This is a genomic window from Streptomyces sp. NPDC050732 (genome assembly GCF_040654255.1).
Lineage (GTDB): Bacteria > Actinomycetota > Actinomycetes > Streptomycetales > Streptomycetaceae > Streptomyces.
The window spans coordinates 1-25,217 of record NZ_JBFAHP010000011.1; the positions used below are offsets into that span (position 1 = coordinate 1).

Annotated in this window: 23 protein-coding genes and 1 pseudogene; 12 read left to right on the top strand and 12 right to left on the bottom strand. The window is 73.9% G+C overall.

The genetic code is table 11. The features are described from left to right. Window positions 1–123 precede the first annotated feature (123 nt). Entirely contained in the window at window positions 124–882 is a 759-nt protein-coding gene (locus AB0H82_RS12125) for a cobalt-precorrin-6A reductase (RefSeq protein WP_362991558.1), read from the bottom strand. A 54-nt stretch (window positions 883–936) separates the two neighbouring features. Between AB0H82_RS12125 and AB0H82_RS12130 the strand changes: the two genes are divergently transcribed. After that, window positions 937–2,070: a cobalt-precorrin-5B (C(1))-methyltransferase gene (locus tag AB0H82_RS12130; RefSeq protein ID WP_362991560.1), complete on the top strand. Its 1,134-nt coding sequence runs from the start codon at window positions 937–939 to the stop codon at window positions 2,068–2,070. Window positions 2,071–2,098: 28 nt separating this feature from the next. Here the strand turns inward: AB0H82_RS12130 and cobM are convergent, their stop codons facing one another. Continuing rightward, complete coding sequence (cobM, locus tag AB0H82_RS12135) at window positions 2,099–2,848, bottom strand: precorrin-4 C(11)-methyltransferase (RefSeq protein ID WP_362991562.1); 750 nt, start codon at window positions 2,846–2,848, stop codon at window positions 2,099–2,101. After that, the gene (cbiE, locus tag AB0H82_RS12140) at window positions 2,845–4,101 is read right to left on the bottom strand and encodes a precorrin-6y C5,15-methyltransferase (decarboxylating) subunit CbiE (protein ID WP_362991564.1); all 1,257 of its coding nucleotides are present in this window, start codon (window positions 4,099–4,101) and stop codon (window positions 2,845–2,847) included. Before cbiE ends, cobM begins: the two co-directional genes overlap by 4 nt. Window positions 4,102–4,236: 135 nt before the next feature. Here cbiE and tsaD point away from each other — a divergent pair, with 135 nt between their 5' ends. The 6 genes from tsaD to AB0H82_RS12170 all read left to right on the top strand — a co-directional run bounded on the left by tsaD (window position 4,237) and on the right by AB0H82_RS12170 (window position 9,030). Further along, window positions 4,237–5,331 carry a tRNA (adenosine(37)-N6)-threonylcarbamoyltransferase complex transferase subunit TsaD gene (gene tsaD / locus AB0H82_RS12145; RefSeq protein WP_362991881.1) on the top strand — a complete coding sequence of 365 codons (1,095 nt, stop codon included), beginning with the start codon at window positions 4,237–4,239 and terminating at the stop codon, window positions 5,329–5,331. Between the two features lie 26 nt (window positions 5,332–5,357). Continuing rightward, window positions 5,358–6,137 (top strand): GNAT family N-acetyltransferase, encoded by a 780-nt coding sequence (locus AB0H82_RS12150; protein WP_362991566.1) that lies wholly within the window; start codon window positions 5,358–5,360, stop codon window positions 6,135–6,137. 131 nt (window positions 6,138–6,268) lie between these two features. Continuing rightward, window positions 6,269–6,661, top strand: coding sequence for a cell division protein SepF (locus AB0H82_RS12155; RefSeq protein WP_362991568.1), 393 nt, complete (start codon window positions 6,269–6,271; stop codon window positions 6,659–6,661). Window positions 6,662–6,792: 131 nt separating this feature from the next. Continuing rightward, entirely contained in the window at window positions 6,793–7,959 is a 1,167-nt protein-coding gene (locus AB0H82_RS12160) for an ATP-binding protein (RefSeq protein WP_362991570.1), read from the top strand. Window positions 7,960–7,989: 30 nt separating this feature from the next. Next, window positions 7,990–8,367, top strand: coding sequence for a nucleotide pyrophosphohydrolase (locus tag AB0H82_RS12165; protein ID WP_362991572.1), 378 nt, complete (start codon window positions 7,990–7,992; stop codon window positions 8,365–8,367). 162 nt (window positions 8,368–8,529) lie between these two features. Further along, a complete protein-coding gene (locus AB0H82_RS12170) occupies window positions 8,530–9,030 on the top strand; it encodes a DUF6099 family protein (RefSeq protein WP_362991574.1) in 501 nt (166 codons plus the stop codon). A gap of 71 nt (window positions 9,031–9,101) precedes the next feature. On the opposite strand, the gene AB0H82_RS12175 is transcribed toward AB0H82_RS12170, so the two are convergent. After that, window positions 9,102–9,335 (bottom strand): hypothetical protein, encoded by a 234-nt coding sequence (locus AB0H82_RS12175; RefSeq protein ID WP_362991575.1) that lies wholly within the window; start codon window positions 9,333–9,335, stop codon window positions 9,102–9,104. Window positions 9,336–9,582: 247 nt separating this feature from the next. On the opposite strand from AB0H82_RS12175, the gene AB0H82_RS12180 reads away from it, so the two are divergent. The 4 genes and pseudogenes from AB0H82_RS12180 (at window position 9,583) to AB0H82_RS12195 (ending at window position 14,270) form a co-directional block, all read left to right on the top strand. Further along, on the top strand, window positions 9,583–10,506 hold the full coding sequence (locus AB0H82_RS12180) for an LLM class F420-dependent oxidoreductase (protein ID WP_362991577.1): 924 nt from the start codon (window positions 9,583–9,585) through the stop codon (window positions 10,504–10,506). 239 nt (window positions 10,507–10,745) lie between these two features. Continuing rightward, window positions 10,746–12,173, top strand: coding sequence for a family 2B encapsulin nanocompartment shell protein (locus tag AB0H82_RS12185; RefSeq protein ID WP_362991579.1), 1,428 nt, complete (start codon window positions 10,746–10,748; stop codon window positions 12,171–12,173). Window positions 12,174–12,227: 54 nt separating this feature from the next. Next, window positions 12,228–13,376 (top strand): annotated as a pseudogene (locus AB0H82_RS12190) (family 2 encapsulin nanocompartment cargo protein terpene cyclase); the annotation flags it as partial. 15 nt (window positions 13,377–13,391) lie between these two features. Then, entirely contained in the window at window positions 13,392–14,270 is an 879-nt protein-coding gene (locus AB0H82_RS12195) for a geranyl diphosphate 2-C-methyltransferase (RefSeq protein ID WP_362991581.1), read from the top strand. A 64-nt stretch (window positions 14,271–14,334) separates the two neighbouring features. On the opposite strand, the gene AB0H82_RS12200 is transcribed toward AB0H82_RS12195, so the two are convergent. The 8 genes from AB0H82_RS12200 to AB0H82_RS12235 form a co-directional block, all read right to left on the bottom strand. Continuing rightward, a complete protein-coding gene (locus AB0H82_RS12200) occupies window positions 14,335–15,522 on the bottom strand; it encodes a discoidin domain-containing protein (RefSeq protein WP_362991582.1) in 1,188 nt (395 codons plus the stop codon). Between the two features lie 2 nt (window positions 15,523–15,524). Continuing rightward, window positions 15,525–16,121 carry a phage tail protein gene (locus tag AB0H82_RS12205; protein WP_362991584.1) on the bottom strand — a complete coding sequence of 199 codons (597 nt, stop codon included), beginning with the start codon at window positions 16,119–16,121 and terminating at the stop codon, window positions 15,525–15,527. Continuing rightward, window positions 16,118–18,079, bottom strand: a complete 1,962-nt coding sequence (locus tag AB0H82_RS12210) for a putative baseplate assembly protein (protein WP_362991586.1) — start codon at window positions 18,077–18,079, stop codon at window positions 16,118–16,120. Before AB0H82_RS12210 ends, AB0H82_RS12205 begins: the two co-directional genes overlap by 4 nt. A gap of 6 nt (window positions 18,080–18,085) precedes the next feature. Continuing rightward, a complete protein-coding gene (locus AB0H82_RS12215; protein WP_362991588.1) occupies window positions 18,086–18,499 on the bottom strand; it encodes a GPW/gp25 family protein in 414 nt (137 codons plus the stop codon). Between the two features lie 13 nt (window positions 18,500–18,512). Beyond that, window positions 18,513–20,432 carry a VgrG-related protein gene (locus tag AB0H82_RS12220; RefSeq protein WP_362991590.1) on the bottom strand — a complete coding sequence of 640 codons (1,920 nt, stop codon included), beginning with the start codon at window positions 20,430–20,432 and terminating at the stop codon, window positions 18,513–18,515. Beyond that, entirely contained in the window at window positions 20,429–21,193 is a 765-nt protein-coding gene (locus AB0H82_RS12225; protein WP_362991592.1) for a LysM peptidoglycan-binding domain-containing protein, read from the bottom strand. Before AB0H82_RS12225 ends, AB0H82_RS12220 begins: the two co-directional genes overlap by 4 nt. 1 nt (window position 21,194) lies before the next feature. Continuing rightward, window positions 21,195–21,632: a phage tail protein gene (locus AB0H82_RS12230; protein ID WP_362991594.1), complete on the bottom strand. Its 438-nt coding sequence runs from the start codon at window positions 21,630–21,632 to the stop codon at window positions 21,195–21,197. Window positions 21,633–21,716: 84 nt separating this feature from the next. Then, window positions 21,717–22,181, bottom strand: coding sequence for a hypothetical protein (locus AB0H82_RS12235; RefSeq protein ID WP_362991596.1), 465 nt, complete (start codon window positions 22,179–22,181; stop codon window positions 21,717–21,719). Between the two features lie 703 nt (window positions 22,182–22,884). On the opposite strand from AB0H82_RS12235, the gene AB0H82_RS12240 reads away from it, so the two are divergent. Continuing rightward, the gene (locus AB0H82_RS12240; protein WP_362991598.1) at window positions 22,885–23,373 is read left to right on the top strand and encodes a hypothetical protein; all 489 of its coding nucleotides are present in this window, start codon (window positions 22,885–22,887) and stop codon (window positions 23,371–23,373) included. Window positions 23,374–25,217 lie beyond the last annotated feature (1,844 nt).

The window sequence follows — 25,217 nt, forward strand, 5'->3', positions numbered from 1 at the left end:
GACGGCCTCGTCGCCCGGGGCGCCGTCCGCGCCGCCACCCCCGGGCAGGCGGTCCGCGCCGCCGAGGTGGTCGTCGTCTGCGTCGGCGGGGAACTGCGCGACCGGCCACGACGCACCCGCACCTCACCGCGCAGCGGCAAGGACCCACTCAGCGGCCGCTTGCGGCGTGGCGACCTCGGTGAGCCCCTCCGGCCCGGCGGGGCGCCGGACGACCACCACCGGCACTCCCGCCTCGCGCGCAGCGACAAGCTTGGGCGCAGTCGCCGCGCCCCCGCTGTCCTTCGTCACCAGGACGTCGATCCCGTGGGTGCGGAGCAGTTCGCGCTCCCCGTCCAGGGTGAACGGGCCCCGGTCGAGGAGCACCTCCATGCGGGCGGGGAACGGCGGCTCGGGCGCGTCCACGGAGCGTACGAGGAACCAGCGGGCGTCCAGCTCCGGGTCCCCGGCGAACGCGGCGAGGCCCATCCGCCCGGTGGTGAGGAAGACGCGCTCGCCGAGGGCGGGCAGCACCCGTGCCGCCTGCTCCAGGGAGTCGACCGGATGCCAGTCGTCCCCGTCCTCCGGGACCCAGCCGGGGCGGCGCAGGGCGAGCAGGGGAACATGGGCCGTGGCGGCGGCCCGCGCCGCGTTGAACGAGATCGTCCCTGCGAAAGGATGGGTGGCGTCGATGAGCGCGTCCACGTGGTGTCCGGTCAGCCACGCCGCCAGCCCCTCGGCGCCGCCGAAGCCGCCCACGCGGACCTCGCCGGGCGGCATGCGCGGCGCCGCGACCCGTCCCGCGAGGGAGCTGGTCACGCGCAGTCCCCGTGGTCCCGCCTCGCCCGTGAGGAGCTCAGCCAGGCGGCGCGCTTCGGTCGTTCCCCCCAGAATCAGTACGTGCACGGAGTTCGGTTCCCTTCATGAGTAAGGCCACGAGTAAGGCCGTGAGTAAGGCACATGAGTAAGGCGAGCGGGCCGGGCCAGGCCGAGGGCGGGCGCACCGCCCAACTCAAACACACCGGTCTGCGGCCCGGCTGGACGACCGGCGCCTGTGCGACCGCCGCCACGACGGCCGCGTACACGGCGCTCCTCACCGGCGACTTTCCCGACCCGGTGACCATCACGCTGCCCAAGGGCCAGACGCCGGCCTTCGCGCTCGCCGCCGAGGAGCTGACGGACGCGTACGCCATGGCGGGCATCGTCAAGGACGCGGGCGACGACCCGGACGTGACGCACGGCGCGCTCGTGCGGTCCACGGTGCGGCGGCTGCCGCCCGGCTCCGGCGTCGTCTTCAGGGCGGGGCCCGGCGTGGGCACCGTCACCCGCCCCGGGCTGCCGCTCGACGTGGGCGAGCCCGCGATCAACCCCGTGCCGCGGCAGCTGATGCGCGACCACGTGACGCTGGTCGCGGAGCGGGCCGGGGCCGCGCCGGACGTCGAGATCACCGTCTCCGTGGACCACGGCGAGGAGATCGCCCGCTCCACGTGGAACCCGCGGCTCGGCATCCTCGGCGGCCTGTCCATCCTGGGGACGACCGGCATCGTCGTGCCGTACTCCTGCTCGGCGTGGATCGACTCGATCCGGCGGGGCGTGGACGTGGCGCGGGCGGCGGGGCGCACGCACGTCGCCGGGTGCACAGGATCGACGTCGGAGAAGACGGTCGTCGCCGAGTACGGGCTGCCCGAGGACGCCCTTCTCGACATGGGTGATTTCGCGGGCGCGGTCCTCAAGTACGTACGCCGCCACCCCGTCGACCGCCTCACCATCTGCGGCGGCTTCGCCAAGCTGTCGAAGCTCGCGGCGGGCCACCTCGACCTGCACTCGGCCCGCTCCCAGGTCGACAAGGGCTTCCTCGCGGAGCTGGCCCGCCGGGGCGGTGCCTCCGCCGACCTCGCGGAACAGGTCGCTGCCGCCAACACGGGCCTCGCGGCGCTGCAGTTGTGCGCGGCCGCGGGCGTGCCGCTCGGTGACCTGGTCGCCGAGACGGCCCGCGACGAGGCGCTCGCGGTACTGCGGGGCGCGCCGGTCAGGGTCGACGTCATCTGCATCGACCGGGCCGGCACGGTCGTGGGCCGCAGCGCGCTCAAGTAGCGCCGCGGGCCACGGGCCGGGCCACGCGTCAGCAGACGTGCCGGTCGCGCTCCGCCGAGTACAGGTGGCTGTCGCGGAACTGCGAGGCGCCCAGCGTCCGCCCCACCATGATGACGGCGGTCCGCACGATGCCCGCCTCCTTCACCTGCCCCGCGATGGACTCCAGCGTGCCCCGCAGGACCACCTCGTCGGGCCGGCTGGCGAGGGCGACCACCGCGGCGGGGCAGTCGGCGCCGTAGTGCGGCAGGAGCTCGTCGACGACACGGTCGACGTACCCCGTGGCCAGGTGCAGGACGAGCAGCGCGCCGCTGCGGCCGAGCGTGGCCAGGTCCTCGCCCTCGGGCATGGCCGTCGCGCGCTGGGCGACGCGGGTGAGGATGACGGTCTGGCCGACGGTCGGCACGGTCAGCTCCCGCTTCAGCGCGGCCGCCGCCGCGGCGAACGCGGGGACGCCCGGCACCACTTCGTAGGGCACCCCGGCCGCGTCGAGCCGCCGCATCTGCTCGGCCACCGCACTGAACACGGACGGGTCGCCGGAGTGCAGCCGCGCCACGTCGAGCCCCTGCTCGTGCGCGTGCACCAGCTTCTCGGTGATCTGGTCCAGGTTGAGCTGCGCGGTGTCGACGAGCTGCGCACCGTCCGGGCATTCGGCGAGGAGTTCGCGCGGCACCAGGCTGCCCGCGTACAGGCAGACCTGGCAGCTCGCGATCCGTCGCGCGCCGCGGACCGTGATCAGGTCGGCGGCGCCGGGTCCCGCGCCGATGAAGTACACGGTCATCGTTCTTGCTCTCCTGACTTGGTGACGGACCATTGGGTGACCGGCATGGCCTGCCGCCACCCGGTGAAGCCGCCCACGGGGACGGCCTGCGCGACGGCGAGCCGCACCAACTCGCCGCCGTGGCGCCGGTACCACTCCGTGAGGAGGGCCTCGGACTCCAGCGTGACGGTGTTGGCGACGAGCCGTCCGCCGGGCGGCAGCGCGGCCCAGCCGGCGTCGAGGAGACCGGGCGCGGTCAGGCCGCCGCCGATGAACACGGCGTCGGGGGCGGGCAGTTGGGCGAGCGCGGCGGGCGCGGCGCCGGTGACGACGCGCAGCCCCGGCACGCCGAGCCGCTCGGCGTTCCGGGTGATCCGCTCGGCGCGCACGGGGTTCTTCTCGATGGTGACGGCACGGCACGACGGGTGCGCCCGCAGCCACTCCACGGCGATCGAGCCGGAGCCGCCGCCCACGTCCCAGAGCAGTTCGCCCGGTGCGGGCGCGAGTGCGGCGAGGGTGGCGGCGCGGACGTACCGCTTGGTGAGCTGCCCGTCGTTGTCGTACGCGGCGTCGGGCAGCCCCGGCACGACGCCGAGGCGCAGCGCGTCGGGGGAGCGGCGGCACTCGACCGCGACGACGTTCAGCGCGTCGCCGGGCTCGTGTGACCAGCTGTCGGCGACACCTTCGTACGTCGACTCCCTCTCCCCGCCGAGCTGTTCGAGGACGCGCAGCCGGCTCGGGCCGAAGCCGTGCTCGCGCAGCAGGGCGGCGACCTCGGCGGGCGTGGCCGCGTTCGCGCTGAGCACGAGGAGGCGGCGCCCGTCGTGCAGCGAGGCGGCGACGCGGGCGGCCGGGCGGCCGACGAGCGTGACGACCTCCGTGTCCTCGACGGGCCAGCCGAGGCGCGCGCAGGCGAGGGAGACGGCGGACGGGTGCGGGAGGACGCGCAGCGCGGCGGCTCCGAGTTCCTCGGTCAGGGCGCGTCCGATGCCGTAGAACATGGGGTCCCCGCTGGCGAGCACGGCGACGCGGCGCCCCGCGTGGGCGGCGAGCAGGCCGGGCACGGCGGGCCGCAGTGGCGAGGGCCAGCGGACGCGCTCGCCGGGGCACCGGTCGGCGGGCAGCAGCTCCAGCTGGCGGGCTCCGCCGATGAGTACGTCGGCCTCCGCGAGCGCGGTCCGTGACGCGGCCGGGAGCCCGTCCCAGCCGTCGGCCCCGATCCCGACGACGGCGACGGCGGCGGCCGGTGTTCCTGCGGGGGGTGCGGGGGTCACTGCGGGTACCTGACCTCGGGGTTCGGGGGAGACTGCGCAGTTCCGCACTCTACTGCCGACCCGGCGGCGTACCCTTATTGCGAACTACTTGCAATTACTGGTGGGGTAGAAGTGGTGCAGAAAGGCCAACGCGCGATGGGCTCTCCGGTGGTGCTCGGCATCGAGTCGTCCTGCGACGAGACGGGCGCGGGCCTCGTCCGCGAAGGACGGCTGCTCGGCCACGTGGTGGCGTCGAGCATGGACGAACACGCACGCTATGGAGGCGTCGTCCCCGAGATCGCCGCCCGCGCCCACGTCCACGCGCTCACCCCGGTGGTCCGCCGCGCGCTGGACGAGGCGGGTCTGCGGATGTCCGACGTCGGCGCCGTCGCCGTCACCACGGGCCCCGGCCTCTCCGGCGCCCTCCAGGTCGGCCTCGCCGGCGCGAAGAGCCTCGCGTACGCCCTGGACGTGCCGCTGTACGGCGTGCACCACCTGGCCGGGCACGTCGCGGCCGACACCCTGGAGCACGGACCGCTCCCGGACCCCTGCATGGTCCTCGTCGTCTCCGGCGGCCACACCTCCCTCCTTCTCGTACGCGACCTCGCGCGCGACCCGATCGTCCACCTCAGCGACACCCTCGACGACGCGGCCGGCGAATGCTTCGACAAGGTCGCGCGGGTCTTCGGCCTGCCCTACCCGGGCGGCCCCGCCATCGACCGGGCGGCCCGCGACGGAGACCCTGCCGCGGTCCCTTTCCCGCGCCCGCTGACCGCCCCGCGCGACGCAGCCCACACCCACTCCTTCCCGTCCTCCTTCTCGTCCTCCTTCTCCTTCTCCGGACTGAAGACGGCCGCCGCGCGCTGGGCCGAGGGCCACGCGGGGCGGCCGCTCCCGGTCGCCGACGGTGCGGCATCACTCCAGGAGGCCGTCGCCGACGTGCTCACCCGCAAGGCGGTCGCCGCCTGCCGCGAGCACGGCGTCCGCACGCTCGTCGTGGTCGGCGGCGTCGCGGCCAACTCCCGCGTGCGCGCGCTCGCCGAGGAGCGCTGCCGGGCGGCGGGCATCGCGCTGCGCGTCCCGCCGCCCCGGCTCTGCACCGACAACGGCGCGATGATCGCGGCCGTCGGCGACCTGCTGGTGCGCGCGGGCGCCGATCCCGCGCCCCTCAACATGTCGATCGACCCCTCGGCACCACTGGAGACCGCCTCGCTCCACCCCGTCGGCGCGGCCTTCGGGCGGGCGGCGTGACCGGGCGACGCCCCGTCATCCGACGGGTGACCGGTACCGAACTCCTCACGCGCCACACCGAAGACATACGTTCCGTCTACGCCGAGGCCTTCGCCCAGCCGCCCTGGAACGAGGCCCCCGCCGAGGCGGACCACTACCTGAAACGCCTCGCGGACGACGCGTCACGCCCCGGGTTCACGGCGGCAGTCGCCCTGGACGGCGGTGAGCATGCGCCGGGCGGGGGCCGGTCACCGCGTTTCGTCGGGGATGACGCCGCACGCCCCGGGTTCACGGCGGCGGTCGCTCTGGACGGCGGCGGGCATGCGCCGGGTGCAGACCGGCCGTCGCATCTCATCGCGGACGATGCGTCGCGCCCCGAACTCACCGCGGCGCTCGCCCTCGGCGGCGGCGCGCCCGCGTCCGGTGCGGACCGGCCGTCGCGCCTCATCGGCTTCGCGACCGCCTGGACGACCGCCACCCCGCTCCCCGACACCCGCTCGTACCCTCTGGTCACCGCCGCCCTCGGGGCCCGCGCCCACGACTGGCTCGGTGGCTCTCTCCAAGTCGACGAACTCGCCGTCCGGCCCGATGCCCACGGCCTCGGCGTCGGCCGCGCCCTGCTCGCGGCGGTGACGCGGGACGCTCCCGACGGCCGTTGCTGGCTCCTGACCGGGGCCCGCGCCACCGACGCGGTCCGGTTCTACCGCCGCGTCGGCTGGCACCAGATCGCCCACCCCGCCCCGGACAGCCGGGACGTGGCGGTCTTCCTCGGACCGGAACACCCGGCCCGCGCCGAAGCGGGAAGGTGGCGAAGCTCACGGCGTTGAACGCCGGGAAGAAGGGGCACCCGCCCCCTTGACGGCCCGCGGCGACCGTGTCGCTGTTGGGCTGAACGGGTGACTTGGCGTAAGAATTGGCCGGTGCAGAGAACAAGTGCGAGCCAGGACGGGGTGGGCAAGTGAGCAGCAGTCAGCGCCACGACGTCACCGATGAACAGTGGGAAGGGCTCGCCCAGGTCGTACCGCTGCGCAGCCGCAACGAATGGCCCTCGTGGCCGGGACACCGCGCGCTGCCCGACGCGGAGACCGAGACGCGCCGCCGCTTCGTGGTGATGCGGGTCAACGTCTTCTCGGACGCCCGCGAGGTCGCCGAGACAGTGATGGCGCAGATCCCGGTCCTGCTGGACCTGACGGGCGCCGAGACCGAAGTCGCCAAGCGCGTCCTGGACTTCAGCAGCGGCGTGGTCCTCGGCCTCGGCTGCGCCATGCACCGGGTCGACAAGAACGTCTTCCTCCTCGCGCCGCCCGGCACGGAGGTCCAGGGCCTGGTGGAAGCGGTTGCGCAGCCGTAACGCCCGGGCACCGCACCGGCCGTAGCCCCTCGACGGCCGGGGCGGGCCTTCTCCGGCGCGAATCCCCCGATCGTAGGAAGGTCGGTTGGGCGTAACGGTTCACCGGGACGACCGCCGCCTACCTTCCGGGCATGACGGTGCATTCCAGGATCGCGGTCACGGAGTCGCCAGCGGGCCACAACCGGCCGCAGGTCACCGAACTGCGGCTCTCCGCCTTCGCCGGACACCGCGCCGCGGTGCTCCCGTTCGGCCCGATGACCTTGCTCACCGGACCGAGCGGCAGCGGCAAGTCCAGCGCCCTGGGCGCGTACGAGGCACTGGCGCGGCTCTGCGCCGGCGCGGAGCTGCCCGACGTCTTCGCGGACCCCGTGGCGTGCGTACCCGAACGCGCCCGCGCCGACGGCCAGCGGCGGCGCGGCTTCCGCATCGGCTGCACCGTCGAGGGCCCCGCGGGCACCGTCCGGCTCGACCTCGCCGTGCAGGCCGAGCCCGAACTGCGCGTCGTGGGCGAGCGGCTGACCCGCGACGGACTCGTCCTCCTGGAGACGGCGCTGCGCGATCCGGGCCGGCGCGTGGTCCAGGCGGCCTGGCACACCGCGGGCGCGTCGCCCGTGACGCGGGCCCCGATGCCGGACGACCGGCTCGGCACGGCGCTCGTGCCGCTGCGCGTGGCGGGGAAGACCGACGGGCAGCGGCTGGTCCTGGCGGCGGCGGAACAGGTCGTGGTCGCGCTGCGCTCGGCGTACGCCTGCGACCCGCGGCCCAGCCGCATGCGCGCCCCCGTCCCGGCCGGCCTGATCGGCACGGGCCGCCTCCTGGGCGGCTGCGACAACCTCGCCGAAGTGCTGTGGCGCACCCGCTCGGAGTGCGCGACGCGCCACGCGATGCTGGTCTCCGCGGTGCGCTCCGGCTGCGCGGGCCCGGTCGCCGACGTCTTCGCCGAGGAGGTGGAGGACGGCGCGGTGCACGCCTTCATCGACCGGGGCGGCGGGGTGCGTACGCCCCTCGGGCGGCTCGGCGACGGCGAGTTGCGGTACCTCGCCCTGGCGTTGGTGCTGCTCACCGGGCCCGGCGTGCTCGCCGTCGACCCGGTGGCCGAGGTGCCGCAGGCGTACCAGACGCTCACGGTCCTCGCCGACGGCCTGGACCGGCGCCTCGACGCGCGGCAGTCGCGGGCCCTCGGCGAACTGGCGGCGCGCACCTGCGAGCGCGGGCACATCCGGCTGGTGGGCGCGGTGGGGGACGCGTCCTGGGCGGCCGACGCCGCGGGGACCTCGGTGGTGGACCTGAGGCCGTGACGGAACGACCTCGGTGGTAGACCTGAGGCCGTGACGGAACGACTTGACGTGGCGGTACTGCAGCGCAGGCTGGCCGAGTTCGCGGCGGCGCGCGACTGGGAGCGGTACCACACCCCGAAGAACCTGGCCGCGGCGCTCAGCGTGGAGGCGTCGGAACTGGTGGAGATCTTCCAGTGGCTGACGCCCGAGGAGTCCGCGCGCGTGATGGCGGACCCCGACAGGGCGCCCCGGGTGGCGGACGAGGTGGCCGACGTCCTCGCGTATCTGCTGCAGTTCTGCGAGGTGCTGGGGATCGACGTGCTGGCGGCGCTCGCCGCGAAGATCGAGCGGAACGAGCGGCGCTTTCCGGTGCCGGCCCCGGATGCGGCCCAGGATTCGGCCTCAGGTCCGTCCGCGGACGGTCCCTGAGCCCTCCCCAGCACACCGGAGCTGATCCTTCCGGTATTTTCGTCACTCTCCGGAGTGGATGGCTTGTCCAAACTCGATTACTTGTCCACAGAATTCCGGCTTCCCCTGGCTTTTCGACCCGATGGGCATCACTCTGGGTAGTGGACAGGGAGGGGGTCGGACATGAATGCGATGCGGCTCATCGAGGCGAACCGTCGCGCCCTGGCGCGCAGTCAGGAGCCCGCGGACATCGTCGTGGAGGTGTGGCAGTCGCAGGCGCTGGCGCAGGCGATCGGCAGCCACCTCGCGGTCGCGGGCCCGCCGGAGTTACGGGGCGAGGCGCTGGGCCTGAGCGAAGTGGGCGGCAGAGCCTGCGGAGTGCTCGACGCCCCGCGCCTCGGCACCGAGGACATACGGGCGGCCCGGCTGACGGAGACGGGCGACGCGCACCAGGTCCTGCTCGGCCTCGGCAGACTCCTCGGGGAGGTCGGCATCGCGCTGGTCGGCGTCGCGATGGGCGCCGAGGAGGAGGGGGTGTACTGGCAGTGCATGGAAGCGATCGACGCCGCCGACGAGTCGAGGGACCGGGTCCTTGAGATGCTGCGCAGGCTGGCGGTCCGGGAGGAGAGCCTGCCCGGGGCCGATTCGGCGGCGGGGCCCGCGGGGGCGGCGGGTCCGTCATGAGGTGGCTCCGTGCCGACCCCGCGGGGGAGAGGGAACGGGGTCGCGGAGGCCCCGGGGGCGCGCCGGTGCGGTCAGGGGCGGCCGGGCTCGTCGTCGCCCTGCTGGTGGGCGCCCGCGGGGGCTCCGGCGGACGTGGACTGCTGCAGATCGGCGTCGAGCCGGGTCAGATCCGCGTTGAGCGCCGCCATCAACTCCTCCATCTGCTGCAGCAGGCCCTTGGGTGCGCCCTGCTGTGCGGGCACGGCCGGATCCTGCGCGGCCACCTTCTGCGCGGCCTCCTGATCGGGCACGGCTTCCTGGGACATGGCGGCCTCCTCGGCCCTGGCCCTCCCGTGCGGGGAAGGCGGCTGACGCGGGCGACGCGCCGGCTGCGACCGCCGGCGCGGATGCCGGGCGGTCCGGCTCCGCCCGAGCCAACGATCACCGGGTGGGCATGGTCACTGGGCCGGGCCCGCGCCGCCGTGGGGTTGACGGTATTTCACCCGACCGGGGCGGCGGGGGATCGGCGGGACCGGCGGGGTCGCCAGGCGTTCGAGCGTGCAGGATGGAGCCATGGATCTTCGAATCTTCACGGAGCCCCAGCAAGGGGCCACCTACGACACCCTGCTCACCGTCGCCAAGGCCGCCGAGGACCTCGGCTTTGACGCCTTCTTCCGCTCGGACCACTACCTCCGCATGGGTTCCGCCGACGGCCTGCCGGGGCCCACGGACGCGTGGATCACGCTCGCCGGCCTCGCCCGCGAGACCAAGCGGATCAGGCTCGGCACCCTCATGACGGCCGGCACGTTCAGGTTGCCCGGTGTCCTCGCCATCCAGGTGGCACAGGTCGACCAGATGTCGGGCGGCAGGGTCGAACTGGGGCTGGGTGCTGGCTGGTTCGAGGACGAGCACAAGGCGTACGGCATCCCCTTCCCGAAGGAGAAGTTCGCCCGCCTCGAAGAGCAGCTGGAGATCGTCACCGGGCTCTGGGCGACGGAGGTCGGCAAGACCTTCAACCACGACGGCAAGCACTACCAGCTCACGGATTCCCCGGCCCTGCCCAAGCCCGCGCAGCCCAAGGTGCCGGTCCTGATCGGCGGCCACGGCGCGACACGCACCCCGCGCCTCGCCGCGCAGTTCGCCGACGAGTTCAACATCCCCTTCGCCTCGATCGAGGACAGCGAGCGGCAGTTCGGGCGGGTCCGGGCGGCCGCCGAGCAGGCCGGGCGCAAGGGCAGCGATCTGGTGTACTCCAGCGCGCTGGTGGTCTGCGTCGGCAAGGACGACGCGGAGGTCGCCCGGCGCGCGGCGGCCATCGGCCGCGAGGTCGACGAGCTCAAGGCGAACGGCCTGGCGGGGTCGCCCGCCGAGGTCGTCGACAAGATCGGGCGGTACGAGGCGATCGGCGCGAGCCGCATCTACCTCCAGTGTCTGGACCTGGCCGACCTGGACCACCTGGAGCTCATCTCCTCGCAGGTGCAGTCGCAGCTGTCGTAACCCGACGGCCGCCTCCGGTACGTGGCCGCCGGGCGCACCCCTCCGGTGCCCGGCGGTCACTTCGTGTGGTGTCGGTTTCCGGCCCGGTGGCCGGATAAACCCGACATCCGGATAAACCTGATGCGCGGCAAGATCGCTGCATCGAATTAACTGCACAGCGTTTCCAGGCGAGTTGGTCGTGACGGCCGTTAGCTTTCCCGTGCATCTGGACGGATACGTCACGAAGGAGAACCCGCCTGATGACCGTTGAGACCAGCCCGGACGAGCGGCTGGAGCCGCCCCGGCAGTCCAGCCTGAGCACAGCGGCGGCCCGCAATCTCGCCACGACGACCAAGTCCGCGCCCCAGATGCAGGAGATCACCTCGCGGTGGCTGCTGCGGATGCTGCCGTGGGTGGAGACCAAGGGCGGCACCTACCGGGTGAACCGCCGGCTGACCTACACCGTCGGCGACGGGTGCATCGAGTTCCTGCAGGACGGCGCCGACGTCCGGGTGGTGCCCCGCGAGCTCGGGGAGCTGGCCCTGCTGCGCGGTTTCGACGACGACGAGGTGCTGATTGCGCTCGCCGACCGGTTCGTGCAGCACGACTTCCGCGCCGGTGAGGTGCTCGTCGCGCGCGGCACACCGGCCGAGCAGCTCCATCTGATCGCGCACGGCCGGATCGGCCAGACCTCCGTCGGCAAGTACGGCGACGAGGTCGACGTCGCCGTACTTGCCGACGGAGGCCGGTTCGGTGAGGACGCCCTGCTGGGGGACGCCGGCGCCACGTGGAACTTCACCGCCACCGCGAAGACCGCGGGCACCCTGCTCACCCTGTCCCGTGCCGACTTCGAGGCCGTCCTGTCCACGGCGCCGGGTCTCCGGGCCCACCTCCGGCAGTTCACCTCGCGGTCCGTGGCGCGGCAGACCCGGCACGGCGAGGCGGAGATCGCGATGTCCGCCGGACACACCGGCGAGGCCGCGCTCCCTGGCGCCTTCGTCGACTACGAACTGCACCCGCGGGAGTACGAACTCTCCGTCGCCCAGACCGTTCTGCGGGTCCACACGAGGGTCGCCGACCTCTACAACGGGCCGATGAACCAGACGGAGGAACAGCTCAGGCTCACCATCGAGGCGCTGCGCGAGCGCCAGGAGCACGAGCTGATCAACAACCGGGAGTTCGGTCTCCTCCACAACGCCGCCTTCAAGCAGCGGATCCAGCCCCATTCGGGCCCGCCCACCCCGGACGACCTCGACGACCTGCTCTGCCGTCGCCGCGGCACCAAGTTCTTCCTCGCCCACCCCCGGACGATCGCGGCCATCGGCCGGGGCTTCACCGCCTGCGGGCTCTACCCGGACAACGTCGACCTCGGCGGCCAGCAGGTCCCGGCCTGGCGCGGCGTCCCGATCCTGCCCTGCAACAAGATCCCCATCACCGAGCAGAACACCAGCTCCATCCTGGCGATGCGTACGGGCGAGGAGAACCAGGGCGTCATCGGCCTGCACCAGACCGGCCTCCCCGAGGAGTACGAGCCGGGCCTGTCCGTGCGCTTCATGGGCATGAGCGAGCAGGCGATCATCTCCTACCTCGTCACCGCCTACTACTCGGCCGCCGTCCTGCTCCCCGACGCGCTGGGCGTCCTGGAGAACGTGCAGATCGCCCGCAGGCACGGCCAGGGCGTGTCCTAGCCCGCCGCCCCACCCGGCACTCACCCAGTGACCCAGGAGCCACGGATGCCTGATCTGGAAAGAATCCTGCGCGGCCCGAGCGGCCTCGGCACGGCGGGCCTGTACCTGAGCCGACACGAGGAACCCGTCGTACCCGACGCGGCCGCCGTGCCCGAAGTGCCCGACGTACCTGAAGTACCCGCCGCCGTAGCCGAAGCGGCCGGTGGGCTCGACGAGCCGGTCGAGGGCAAGGTGATTCCGGGGCTCTACCACCACCCCGTGCCGCCGCCCGACGAGGCACGCGTGGCGGAGGTCAGCCGCCGGATCAAGGCGTGGGCGGTGGACGAGGTGCAGGCGTTCCCACCGGAGTGGGAGGACCAGTTCGACGGCTTCTCCGTCGGCCGGTACATGGTCGCCTGCCATCCGGACGCACCCACCGTCGACCACCTGATGATCGCCACCCGGCTGATGGTCGCGGAGAACGCGGTCGACGACTGCTACTGCGAGGACCACGGCGGCTCACCCGTCGGCCTCGGCAGCCGCCTCCTGCTGGCCCACACGGCCCTCGACCCGCTCCACACGACGAAGGAGTACGAGCCGCAGTGGACGGAGTCGCTCCACTCGGACGCGCCGCGGCGCGCCTACCGCTCGGCCATGGCGTACTTCCTCCAGCACGCCACCGCATCGCAGGCCGACCGGTACCGGCACGACATGGCGCGGCTGCACCTCGGCTACCTAGCCGAGGCCGCGTGGGCCGAGACGGACCACGTGCCCGAGGTGTGGGAGTACCTGGCGATGCGCCAGTTCAACAACTTCCGCCCCTGCCCCACGATCACCGACACCGTCGGTGGCTACGAACTCCCCGCCGACCTGCACGCCCAGCACGCCATGCAGCGGGTCATCGCTCTCGCGGGCAACGCCACCACCATCGTGAACGACCTGTACTCCTACACCAAGGAGCTCGACAGCCCCGGCCGCCACCTGAATCTGCCCGTGGTGATCGCCGAACGGGAGGGCGTCTCCGACCGGGACGCCTATCTGAAGGCGGTCGAGGTCCACAACGACCTCATGCACGACTTCGAAGCCGAGGCCGCCGACCTGGCGGCCGCCTGCCCCGTCCCGAGCGTGCTGCGTTTCCTCCGGGGCGTGGCCGTCTGGGTCGACGGCAACCACTACTGGCACCGGACCAACACCTACCGCTATCGCCTGCCCGACTTCTGGTAAGGAGCCGACACCACTGTGACCAGCACCGAACTCGCCAACGCCACGCCCCTCTCCATCCCCGCCCCCGCGTCCCCCTATCAGGGCGACATCGCCCGCTACTGGGACGGCGAGGCCAGGCCGGTGAACCTGCGCCTCGGCGACGTCGACGGGCTCTACCACCATCACTACGGCATCGGCGACGTCGACCACGAAGCCCTGGGGGACGTCGACGACAGCGGGTACGAGAAGAGGCTGATCGCCGAGCTCCACCGGCTGGAGTCGGCGCAGACCGAGGTCCTCCTGGAGCAGCTGGGCCCCGTCGGGCGCGACGACACCGTCGTGGACGCGGGCTGCGGCCGGGGCGGCTCGATGGTCATGGCCCACCAGCGCTTCGGCTGCAAGGCCGAGGGCGTCACCCTGTCGGCCAAGCAGGCCGAGTTCGCCAACCGGCGCGCCCGGGAGCTGGGGATCGAGGACCACGTCCACGCCCGCGTGTGCAACATGCTCGCCACGCCCTTCGACACGGGCCAGGCCACGGCGTCGTGGAACAACGAGTCGAGCATGTACGTCGACCTGGACGACCTCTTCGCCGAGCACTCCCGCATCCTCGCGCCCGGTGGCCGCTACGTGACCATCACCGGCTGCTGGAACCCCCGGTACGGGCAGCCGTCGAAGTGGGTCTCCCAGATCAACGCGCACTTCGAGTGCAACATCCACTCCCGCAGGGAGTACCTGAAGGCCATGGCCGACAACCGGCTCGTGCCGACGGCCATCGTCGACCTGACCGAGGCGACGCTGCCCTACTGGGAGCTGCGGGCGACGTCGTCGCTGGTCACCGGTATCGAGGAGGCCTTCATCAACTCGTACAGGGACGGTTCGTTCCAGTACCTGCTGATCGCGGCCGACCGGGTCTGACCGGCCGGGCGGCGCGGAGTGACAGGGCCGGGGCCGGTGGTGTTCACCGGCCCCGGCCCCGCTGTCACTGGCCGGTGGAGGAGCGGCCGAAGAACTCCAGCTCCGCGACGGCCACTTGGCGGCCCTTGCCCGCGCCGTACGCGGAGCGCAGGATCAGCCGGGCACTCACCGCGTCCCGCACGCGGACGTCGACCTTCTGCACGCCGCCGTCGTTGATCCGGCGGTGCATCGTGTGCTCCTTGCCCGCCGAGTCGCTGACCACCAGGTCGAACTCCATCGGCCTCGCCTGCGCGGCGGCCTGCGCGCTGCGCGGCGAAGTGCCCGGGGTGATCAGGAGGTTGAGCAGGTCGGTGGGCTGGCCGAAGTCGGCCTGCAGCCACTGGCCCGCCGAGTCGCCCGAGTAGCCGGTGCCCCACCAGGTGTTGGAGTAGCCGTCGAAGGCGAGCTTCGCCGCCTGCTTGGGGGCGGAGTGCGAGGCGCTGGAGTCCGTCGGGTGGACGGGCACCCGCTTGGCGAAGTGGTCCTGCACGGCGCGGGCGGCCGGCGGCCCGCCGAAGATGCCGCCCGCCACCAGGCCGACGACCACCGCGATGCCCACGGCGCGGGCGATCCAGCGGGTGCGGTCGCGGTGCAGCCGGGGCCGCTGGCCGGCGTACGGGCCCTCGGCGGGCGGGGTCGCGGAGTCCTTGAGGGGGTTCGCGCAGCTGCGGCAGAAGTGCCGGCGCGGGGCGTTGGGCGTCCCGCAGCTCGGGCACGGCGCGCCGGACTCCGGTTCCGCGGGCACGGCGGTCTGCCGTACGCGCGGCCGGGCCGCCTCGGGCCTGCCCGGCAGCACACTGCCCGGCGTCTCCGGCGGCCCGACCGTCTCCCCCTCCGGCACCGGCACGAGCAGCGACCGGATGGCCGTGTCGGAGGAGGACGACGGCGCGGGGGTGGGGGCGGGCGCGGGCTCCGTTGGGCCGGTGGACGGAAGGGGGACGGTGGTGTCCGTGGCACCGGCCGCGGCGGGGGACGACGCGTCCGGACCGTCGGGTGCGGGTGCGGGTGCGGGTGCTGAAGCGGGTGCGGAGCCCGCGACGCCGGCCGGGGAGTCCCAGCGCAGGAAGGCGCCGCAGGAGTCGCAGAAGGACTGGCCGTGCTGACGGGCCGGGGTGCCGCACTCGGGGCACGGGCGCATGGTGGCGGAGGAGTTCGGCATCTCGTTCGTCCCGGGCTGGTTGGTCGACGGTGGCTGTTCGGGGTTGGCGGACATCTTCAGGTCCCTTCGGGGGCAGGCGTGGACGTCACCTCGGCCGTGAAGGGGAGGTGTGCGGGGCGGGCCGCCGCGACGACGGACCGCAGCCGGTGCGGGTCCACCGATGCCGCGTCGTGCACGCGCAGCGTGACGTGCAGCGCGGGGCGCGGGGTGCCGGGGAACGCGCCCAGCGGGCGTGCGGACCACGTCGCGCCGCCGCTCTCCACGATCTCCGGGCGTACGCCGAAGGCGAGTTCGACGGCGGCGGACAGGCCGCGGCGAGTGCCGCGGACGCGGTGCAGGTCGACGGCGGAGGCGACGGCGTGCCTGCGCGTGCGCAGCGGTTCGGTGCCGTCGAGCTCCGTGCCGACCCAGTCCGTCAGCCAGCCGAGGAAGTCCTCGGGCGCCAGCGACGGCGTGAAGTACGCCTCCAGGCTGTCGAGGACGGTGAAGACGGGCGCGAGCACGACGTCCAGGCCGGAGACGAACCGCAGCGCGAAGTCGTCGTCGGCGAACACGGCGGGCAGCTGCTCCCCGAGGGGATGCGCGGACCGCACCTCCGGCAGCGCGCCCCGGAAGCCCTGCGCCGACGCGGCGCCCTTCTCCAGGCTCGTCATCGGGCCTCGATCACGCGGACGCGGTGGTCGAAGGGGAAGAGGAGGGCGGACGGAGCCAGGTCGATGCGGTCCGTGGAGTCGCCGCGGCGGCCCGTGAGGGGGTCGGCGGGGTGCAGCAGGACCTCGTCGACCAGCTCCACGCCGGGCACCCGCTGCAGTGCGGCGAAGATCTCGCCGGCGCGCAGCGGACGGCCGAACGGCCAGCCCTCGCCGTGCGCGCCGCCGGTCAGCGGGTCGAGGTAGGCGTACAGCGCGTCGAGCGCCTCGGTCCGCACCCGCTCGGCCTGCGCGGCGCGGAAGGAGTGCAGCGTGGCGACGACGGTGACGCCCTGGTAGAAGGGCGGTCCGACGGAGAGGCGGGTGCCGAGCGGGCGGCGGTCGTCGAGGAAGTGGGTGACGCGGGAGAGGAGTTCCTCGCCGGGCACCAACTGCTCGAAGCGGAGTCTGCCGCCCCGGTCGGGCACGGCCTGGGGGACGACGAGGACGCGGACCGCGTTCTCCCCGACGTCCGCGGAGTCCGCGGCCAGGCAGTGGATGCGGGCCGTCTCGGGGGCGGCCCGCCGCGCCAGTTCCTCGTAGTCGCGCGCCGTCACCGCCCGCTCCTGGGCGCGCAGCGCGATCGGCGCGCGGACCTTCGCCTCCTGCACGGTCTCGCCGTCCACGCCGCCGCGCGCCGCCTCCCGGTTCTCCACCCGGGCGACGTACGGGATGGAGCTGCGCAGAACCTGGATGGCGCCGCGGGCCACGTTGCCGGTGCGGCCGCCGCCCGTGCGGTAGCGGGTCGCGCGGATCGCCGCGCCCTTCGCGGGCACCGCGCCGAACTGCCGCAGGGAGCCGTCCGGTTCGCGTACGGCGGGACCGAAGGCGATCTCGCCGGTCGTCGCGTCCAGGGTGACGTGGGGGTCGTACGGTCCCGAGGCGGCGAAGTCGTCGACGACCCGCCACTCGGCCCAGCCCGCCCCCTCGCCGTCGGAGACTTCGAGGATCAGCGGCGGCCGGTCGGCGACGACCGGTGCCTGGGCGAGCCGGACGCGCTGTCCGGGGACGCCCGTGGAGTCGCCGAGGAGTTCGTCGCGTACGACGTCCGCGTGGGCGACGACGGTCGTGCCGCCGATGGTGAACGCGGACGCGGACCGCACGGTCGGCGACGCGCTGTAGAACGGCTGGCCCTTGGCGGCCTCGACCACCCGGCAGCGCACCCAGCCCGCGTCGAGCCGCCCGACGCGGGAGACGATGTGCCCTGCGGGGACGTGCAGGACGACCTCGCCGGGCTTGTTGAGGCCGCCGGTGGAGTCCTCGTCGACCTCGCACTCCGTCCAGCCCTCCGCCGTCCACGCCTCCCACACCAGTGGCGGCTGGCGCGGGTCGACGCCGACGCCGTCCACGCGGCTGTCCAGCTGGAGCACGGCCGCGCAGCGCGGCACCGCGGCGCTCAGCCCGAACAGCAGCGTGTCACCGGGGCGCGGCGCGGCCGCGAAGGCCGCCACGTCGCGGCCGCCGAAGACGTCCTGCCCGACGTCCTGGGGCGTGCCGCCCTCCTCCTGCCGCAGTACGGCCGACAGTTCGCAGGGCACCACGGTCAGGTCCGCCTCGGTCGCGAAGGCCACCGCCTCCTCCGTCTCGGTGCGGCCGGTCGCCACCTCCGTGCCCGCGGGCAGCACCACCGGCTCGGCCTGCGGCGCCGACAGCCAGAACGTGACGTCGGCGCGGGCCGCGGAGGGCGGGAAGAGGGTGACGCCGAGCAGGTCGAGGAAGGCCAGGTGGTTCTTCTCCGGCACGCGGTTGAGGCGGTAGACGATCTGGTCGGCCATGTGCGCGACCGCCTCGACGAGGGTGACACCCGGGTCGGAGACGTTGTGATCGGTCCACTCCGGGCAGCGCTGCTGGATGTAGCGCTTGGCGTCGTCGACGAACTGCTGGAAGCGCCGGTCGTCGAGGTGGGGTGCGGGCAGGGCCATCGGACTTCAGACTCCGCTCTCTGATTCCGTGGACGGGATCACGTAGAAGGGGAAGACGAGACTGCGCGGGTTGTTGGTGCCGCGCACGGTGTAGCTCACGTCGATGAACAGGACGGACGGCTCGTCGGGGGCCGGGCTGACCTCGACGTCCAAGACCTCGATGCGCGGCTCCCAGCGGTCGAGCGAGGACCGCACCTCGTACCGGATGCGGCCCGCCGTCGCTTCGTTGACCGGCGCGAACACCATGTCGTGGACGGCGCAGCCGAATTCCGGTCGCATCGGACGCTCGCCCGGCGCGGTGGCGAGCACCAGCCGGATCGCCTCCTCGATCTCGCGCTCGCGGCGCGCCAGCGCGATGCCGCCACCGGCGTCCGTGCGCAACGGGAACGTCCAGCCCGCACCGACGAACTGCTCACTCATCTCTGCCCCCCCCTTAGAACGGAATGCCGTTGCGCAGGACGGCCGGCGCGGTCAGCGCGACGGTCGCCGGCGAGGTGATGGCGGCCGCGGCGCCCGCGTTGACGGCGACCGCGCCCGCGGCGGTGACGGAGACCGCGCCGACCGCGTTCACGGCGACCGCGCCCGCCGACTTGAGACTGACGGCGCCGGTCGCGTTGATGTCCGCCATGCCGCCCGCGTTGACGCCGAACTTCGCGCCCGCCTTGATGTCGACCGCCCCGCCCGCGCTCATCGTCAGCGAACCGCCCGCGGTCAGCGACAGGTTGCCGCCCGCCCGGATGCTGACGTTGCGGGTCCCCTGGATCGACACGGAGCCGTCGCTGCGGATGGTGACGCTGGTCCGCGCCTCGTCCATGTGGACGGTGAGCCGGCCGTTCCCGGTCTGCAGCCGAATCCCGCTCTTCATACGGGACTTGGCGTCCACGAGCTCCACGGTGTGGCCGCTGCGCGAGGCCATGGAGCGCCAGTTGACCCGCCCGCTGGTCGGGTCGATCGGCTGCAGGCCGTCCGTGTTGGGTGTCGGCTTGTCGATGCCGTTGTACAGCCCGGCAAGGACGTACGGATGCTCCAGCGAGCCCCGGTCGAAGGCGACGAGCACCTCGTCGCCCACCTCGGGCAGCATCAGACCACCGCCCCGCACCCCGCCCAGTTGCGCGATGCGGCACCAGTCGCTCTCGTACGTGTCCGACAGCCACGGGAAGCGCAGCTTCACGCGGTTCAGCCGGAGCGGGTCCTTGGCGTTGCTGACCAGCGCCATCGCGACGCCCGGCATCGGTGGCGCGGCGTCCACGCCACCGGAGGCGAGCCCGTACAGGGACCGGAACTGCCGCCCCGACACGGTCAGCCACGTCGTGAACTGCCGCCCGGACTCGAAGAGATGCCGCACTCCGGTCGCCGTGTACTTCCCCTCGAACGGGAACCCGGCACCCTTCAGCGCCACGGGCTGCCCCGGCCGCAGCTCGGGATTGCCGGTGACCGCGACCTCGACCTCCGCGAAAGAGCCCGCCACGTCATCGGCCAACGACTGCGCGGCATGAGTCACCTGCGCCTGCGCGGTGTACGGCGTCCCCGTCTCCGTCAGCTCGGCCCTGCCGAACGGCTGCGAGAGCTGCGCGGGAGTGATGTCGGCGACGATGTCCTTGCTGCGGACGGCCGGGGACTGCGCGGACAGCGCGCGCTTGGCCCGCATGTCCCAGCCGCGCACCCCGGCCGTGGCGACCTGCCCGGCGGCGGTCACCGCGACCCGGCTGTGCAGCGCGTTGTGCCCGAACTCCAGGACGTACGGGCTCTGCGCGGCCGGCGTCGTGTCGGACGGCGCGCCCGCCGCCGGATTGAGCTTCGCGAAGCAGAGCTTCCCGTCCTGGTCGAAGGACAGGTGGGTGTCGTTCTCCTGGGCGAGCCGGGAGAGGAAGTCCCAGTCGGTGATGTTCGGCTGCGTGGCCAGTTCGTAGACCGTCGGCGTCGACTCGATCCTGCCGAGCTTGAGCTTGTTGAGGCCGGCGACGCGGCGCACGATGTCCGACGCCGTCATGTTCGGATAGCCCTGCACGCGGCGGTTGCGCAGCAGCCGGTGCCCCGGGTCGTAGCCGCGGACGACGAGGGACTTGCCGCCCCCGTCCGCGTCCACCTCCAGGGCGGTGACCTCACCGGTCAGCATGGGCTTGCCCCGCACCCCGTCCGTGAACGGGCTGAGCACCGCCTTCGCCCCCACTTTGATCTGCGGGAACTTCTCCAGGATGTCCCCGCCCGTGTCGGCGAAGGTCAGCTGGAAGGCGGACGGCACGTTCACGCTGGAGTCCACCCAGCCCTCGACGAGCAGCACGGCGAGCTTGTCGGGCAGGACGGACCCGCCGAGCTCGGCGTGCAGGACGCTCGTGTACGTCTTCTCACTCATGCGGACTCCATCGGCGTGGGGACGGCCGCGGGGCCGCCGGGGCGGGCCTCGTCGGCGGCGGGCAGCAGCAGCTCGGTGCCGGGCCGCAGCCGCATCGGGTCGTCGATGTCGTTGGCCTCCGCGATCAGCCGCCAGCGGGTGGCGTCCCCGTACTCCCGCCAGGCCAGCGACGCCAGCGAGTCACCGGCGACGGTGCGGTGCACCCGGCGCGCGGAGAGCGCGCCCGAGGTCGGGTTCTGCCCCTTGGTGGGCATCGCGACCTCGGTCAGCGAGAGCGAACAGGTGGCGCGGATCGGCTCACCGGTCGGATTGAACAGGGTGTACGTGGCACTGACGTCGGTCACGTACGCCACGAACTGCACGGTGTTGAACGACCCCCACGAGAACCGCACCCACGGCGGCGACGGCCGCTTCGAGGTGACGCTCTGCGGAGTCACCTCACAACACGACAGGAGCATCTCGACCTGCTTCTGCACCTTCCCCGCGTTGGGCGTGCCGGACGAGTCCAGGAACACCTCCAGCTTGAGGGTGGCAGGGGCGGCGCCGGTGAACTTCGGCGGGGCGCCGCGCGTATAGGCGACGGCACGCTGCGTACGCCACTCCGCCGACCGCCCCATCTGCAGCTGCGTCGGATTGAACTGGAACTCCACCTCACCGATCCGCCCGCCCATCGACCCGCCGAGGTCGGTGGGCGGCTGGTGGATGGCGAGCGCGGCGCGCACCAGGCTCGCACCGGCCCGGCCGCCGGTCGGCGCGGCCATCTCAGGCACCCCCCGCGTCGGTGAAGCCGTGATGCGCGATCTCCAGCGTCTCCGTCGCCACGGACGGGCTGTCCGGGCTGAGGCTCGGCCCCTGCCAGCGCACGGGCAGCACCTCGACGAGCCCCCACTGCGCGACGACGGAACCGTCCGCGCGGAGCGCCGCGATCTGCGCCGTGGGCCGCGAGATCCCCGTCGCGATGGACGAGATCCAGGCGGCCACGCGGGACGTGTCGGCGGTCAGGGGCCGGGTCAGCCGGATGGTGGAGAAGGTCACCCGGGTGGGCAACTGCCAGACGAACCCGTTGTTGCCACCCTCCTGCCGCTGCTCCACCTCCACCTCGGAGGACAGCCCGTCGCACCCGTTGAACAGGCCGAGGTCCTGGCCGTCGATGGTGAGCTTGAAGAAGACGGTCGAGCCTGGGTCCAGTGTCGAGGGCATGGGTTCTCTTTGCTGTGGAGGAAGCGGAAGGCTTACGGGGCTGGGCTGGGGGACAGGGTTTACGGCTGGCGTGCCGGTGTGCTGCTAGCGGCCGTGGTCACGGAGCCGGCCGACCCGCTCCCGGTCACTGCGGAGCTCCGCCCGGAGCAGCCGTGAGAGCGGGGCGAGCAGACGCCGGGCCAGGTCGTCCAGATCGGCGGGACTGGACTCGGCGGTGGGAGCGGATTCGGCGGCAGGGGTGGCGCCGCCGGTTCCGGTGCCGGTGCCGGTGGGTGTGCGGTCGGGCTGGGCGGGAGGTGCGGCCGCGGGAGTGGGGGCCTGGCGGGGCGGAGTCGGCGCTGGCGCGGGCTGGACGGGAGCGGGCGTGGGCGTCGGCGGTGCAGGTGTGGGCGTGGGGGCGGGTGCGCGTCGCTGGACGGTCTTGGGGCGCACCGGGGACGGAGTGGCAGGAGGGGTGGGACGGGGCGTACGGGTTCCGAGCGGTACGACGACGGGGGTGGCGGCGGCGCCGGGCTGGGCTCCGGTGCGAGGGGCTTGCTGGAGTGGCACGGGGGTGGTCCCTCGCGCACCCGCCGCCCCTGCCCCAACGGCCGGACCTCCGGGGCCGCTTGCTGCCGACCTGCCCGTCGTCGCCGGGGCGTGGGTCGTCAGACCCCGGGAGGGGGAGAGGGGGAGACGCGTGGTGTGGGTTTCGGCGGGCCGGTAACTGCCGGGTGCGATGCGGCGGTTGACGGGGACCACGGGGAGGGGCTGCTTCGGCGCGGGTGCCGGTGAGGGGGGCGGCACGGGTGCGGGCTCGGGCGCGCTGCCGACGGCGGGTGCGGGTGCGGGGGCAGGTATGGGGGCGGGCGTGGGCCTGCCGGTCGCCGCCTTCTGCACGGGGGTGACCGGGGCGCCGATCGCGGTCCGGCGGGGGCGGTCCTGCGGTGCCGGGGCCGGTGACGGTGCAGGGGACGGTGACTGGGACGGTGACTGGGCAGTGGCGGGTGCCTGGTTCAAAGGCGTGCCGAGTCCGGGCCTCGGGGCACCTGTCGGCGCGGCGGCACCGCCTTCCTGCGCACGCCGGACCCGGCGTACAAGAGGCCGTCGCTGTACGGGCTGAACGGGGGAATTCGCCCGCACAGCGACGGGGTCCGTGGCCGCGGACGCGGCGTGGGCCCCCGGGCCGGTGGGGGGCACCGGCCCGGGGACGTCGGAGGGCCGGACGGGGGTGGCGGCGTCCGGCGGGGGAGGGCTTGAAGGCGCGGGGGACTTGCCGTCGGCGGACAGAGCGTCCACGGGCGCGGTCGTACGACGGGTTCCGACCGGGAAGATCTGCCGCTGCGGCACGACGGCGGGCGCGGCGGACACGAGCGGGGAACGCGGTGTCCGCGACCGCTGCACCACGGGCACGGGACGCGGGCTCGGGGTGCCGCTCGCGCCCGGCGCGGGAATGGCCCGGGCGCTGGTCAGCGGGGCGGTGCCGGAGGTGGTCGTGGTGGTGGCGGTTCGCTGCGCGGCTGTGGGGCGGTCCGAGGTGGGTGCGGCTGCCGCCGGTGGTGTGCCGGGCGAGGGCACGCCGACGCTCGGCACGGCAGCCCCGCGGCTGCTTCCGTTCCCGTCGCTGTGTGCGTCGCGCCTCGGCTGCTGGGCAGGTGCGGCGGCGGGCGCTGCGGTGGGGGTCGGGTTGGAGGCCGGGGGTGTCTGCGTGCGGGGGCTTGAAGCCTGTCGCTGGACGGGGCGCCCCGCGGCGGGGTCGTGAGCCTGCGCTCCGGGGGCGGGCGGCACTGCTCCGCGCGGGGGCGCACCGGTGGGCAGGTCCGTGCGGCTGCCGGGCGTCGCCTCGTGCGCGGGGCCCGTCGGGGTCGCGGCCTGGCGCTGGACGGGCAGGCCCGCGTCCCCGAGGAGGGGCTTGGTCGCGGGTGCGTCGGTGGGGCGCTGGGGTGTGGTGTTGGAGTTGGTGGCGCTGGGGGTCGCTGTTGCCGGCGCAGGCGTGTTGGTACGGCCGGCGCGCGGCGTTTCGGGCTCACGGCTCGGCGACGTGGTGGTGCGGGGAGCCTGTGTTCCGGGGGCAGAGGCAGGAGTTGCCGCCCCGGGTGCGGGCACGGTCGTACCGCTGGTGCGTGCTGCTTCGGCCTGGGGGCTCGCGGGGGTGGCGGCCCGGCGTTGCACGGGGCGGCCCGTGTCGGCTCCGGGGGAGGAGGCGGACCGGGAGGCCCGTGCTTCGGGTGCAGGGGTGCGCGCGTTGTCGGCGTGCGGTACCGGCGTCTTGGGGCCCTGTGCTCCGGGAGCTGGAGTAACCGCTCCGGGATCAGGTGTGGTCGTACCGCTGTCGCGTGGTGCTTCGGCCTTGGGGGTCGCCGGGGTGGCTGACCGGCGTTGGGCGGGGGAGGAGGCGGGTTGTGCTGCGGCAGGCGTGTACGTGCTGCTGGTGTGCGGTGTTGCCGTCCTGGGGCTCGCGGGGGTGGCTGACCGGCGCTGGACGGGGCTGTCGGTGCCGGGGGGCGTGGTCCGGGGAGGTTGCGGCCCTGGAGCGGGGGTGGCTGCTGCCGGACCAGGTGTGGTCGTCCTCCTGTCGCGTGGCGCTTCCGCCTTGGAGCTCGCCGGGGTGGTGGCGCGGCGCTGGACGGGACGGTCCCGGTCGGTGCCGGGAGAGGCGGTCCGGGAGGGCCGCGCTTCGGGTACAGACGTGTGTGCGTCGCCGGCGTGCGGTGTGGCCTGTCCCCGCAGGGGCGTAGCCGTGCCGCTGTCGCGCGATGCCGCCGTCTCAGGGGGCGCCGGGGTGGCGGTCCGGCGCTGGACGGTGCCGGGTGGCCTGGTACGGGAAGGCTGTGCTCCGGGTGCAGGCGTGGTCGTACCGTCGGTGTGACGCGCTTCGGACTTGGGGTTCGCCGGGGTGGCGGCCCGGCGCTGGACGGGACGGTCCGAATCGGTGCCGGGGGAGGCGGGCGGTGTCGTACGGCTCGTGCTCGGCGTTGCGTGCTCGCCGCTCGGCGACGTGGTAGCGCGACGCTGGACCGGGCGGTGGGCCTCGGCGCCGGGGGACTCCGCCCCGGCGGTACGCTTCCCGGCTGCCGTACGGCCGTCGCCCCGCACCGCGTCCTTCGCGGCGCGCGACGGGACATCCGTCGGCGCACGCGTACCCGCCCGCTGGACGGTACGACCGGCGGGAGCGGGTGCACCCGGCTCACCCGGCTCACCGGGCTCACCCGGCTCGTAAGGGCGCTCCGCCTCCGGCAGGCCCCGCACCGGCAGCCGCAGCGACGGCAGGTCGAGGTCGCCGGGGCGGCCGGCGACCGGTGTGAGGACGTCGCGCAGCAGGCCCCCGGGGGCCGAGGCCCGCACGGCGTGGCCCAACTCGCCTCCGAAGGACGGGTTCTGGTGCGTGGCGAGCATCGCGCCGAAGCCCTGCTCCGCGACCGTACGCGGCGCCCCGAGCACACGCTGGACCGGCGGAAGGGCAGCCCAGCCACCGTCACCGGCACGAGCACCAGCACCCGGGTCGGCAACCGCACCAGCACCCGCACCGGCCGCCGCGTCACCCGAACCCGAAACGTCCGCACCCGAAACGCCCGCGCCCGACGCCACCGCGTGGCCCCGCGCCCC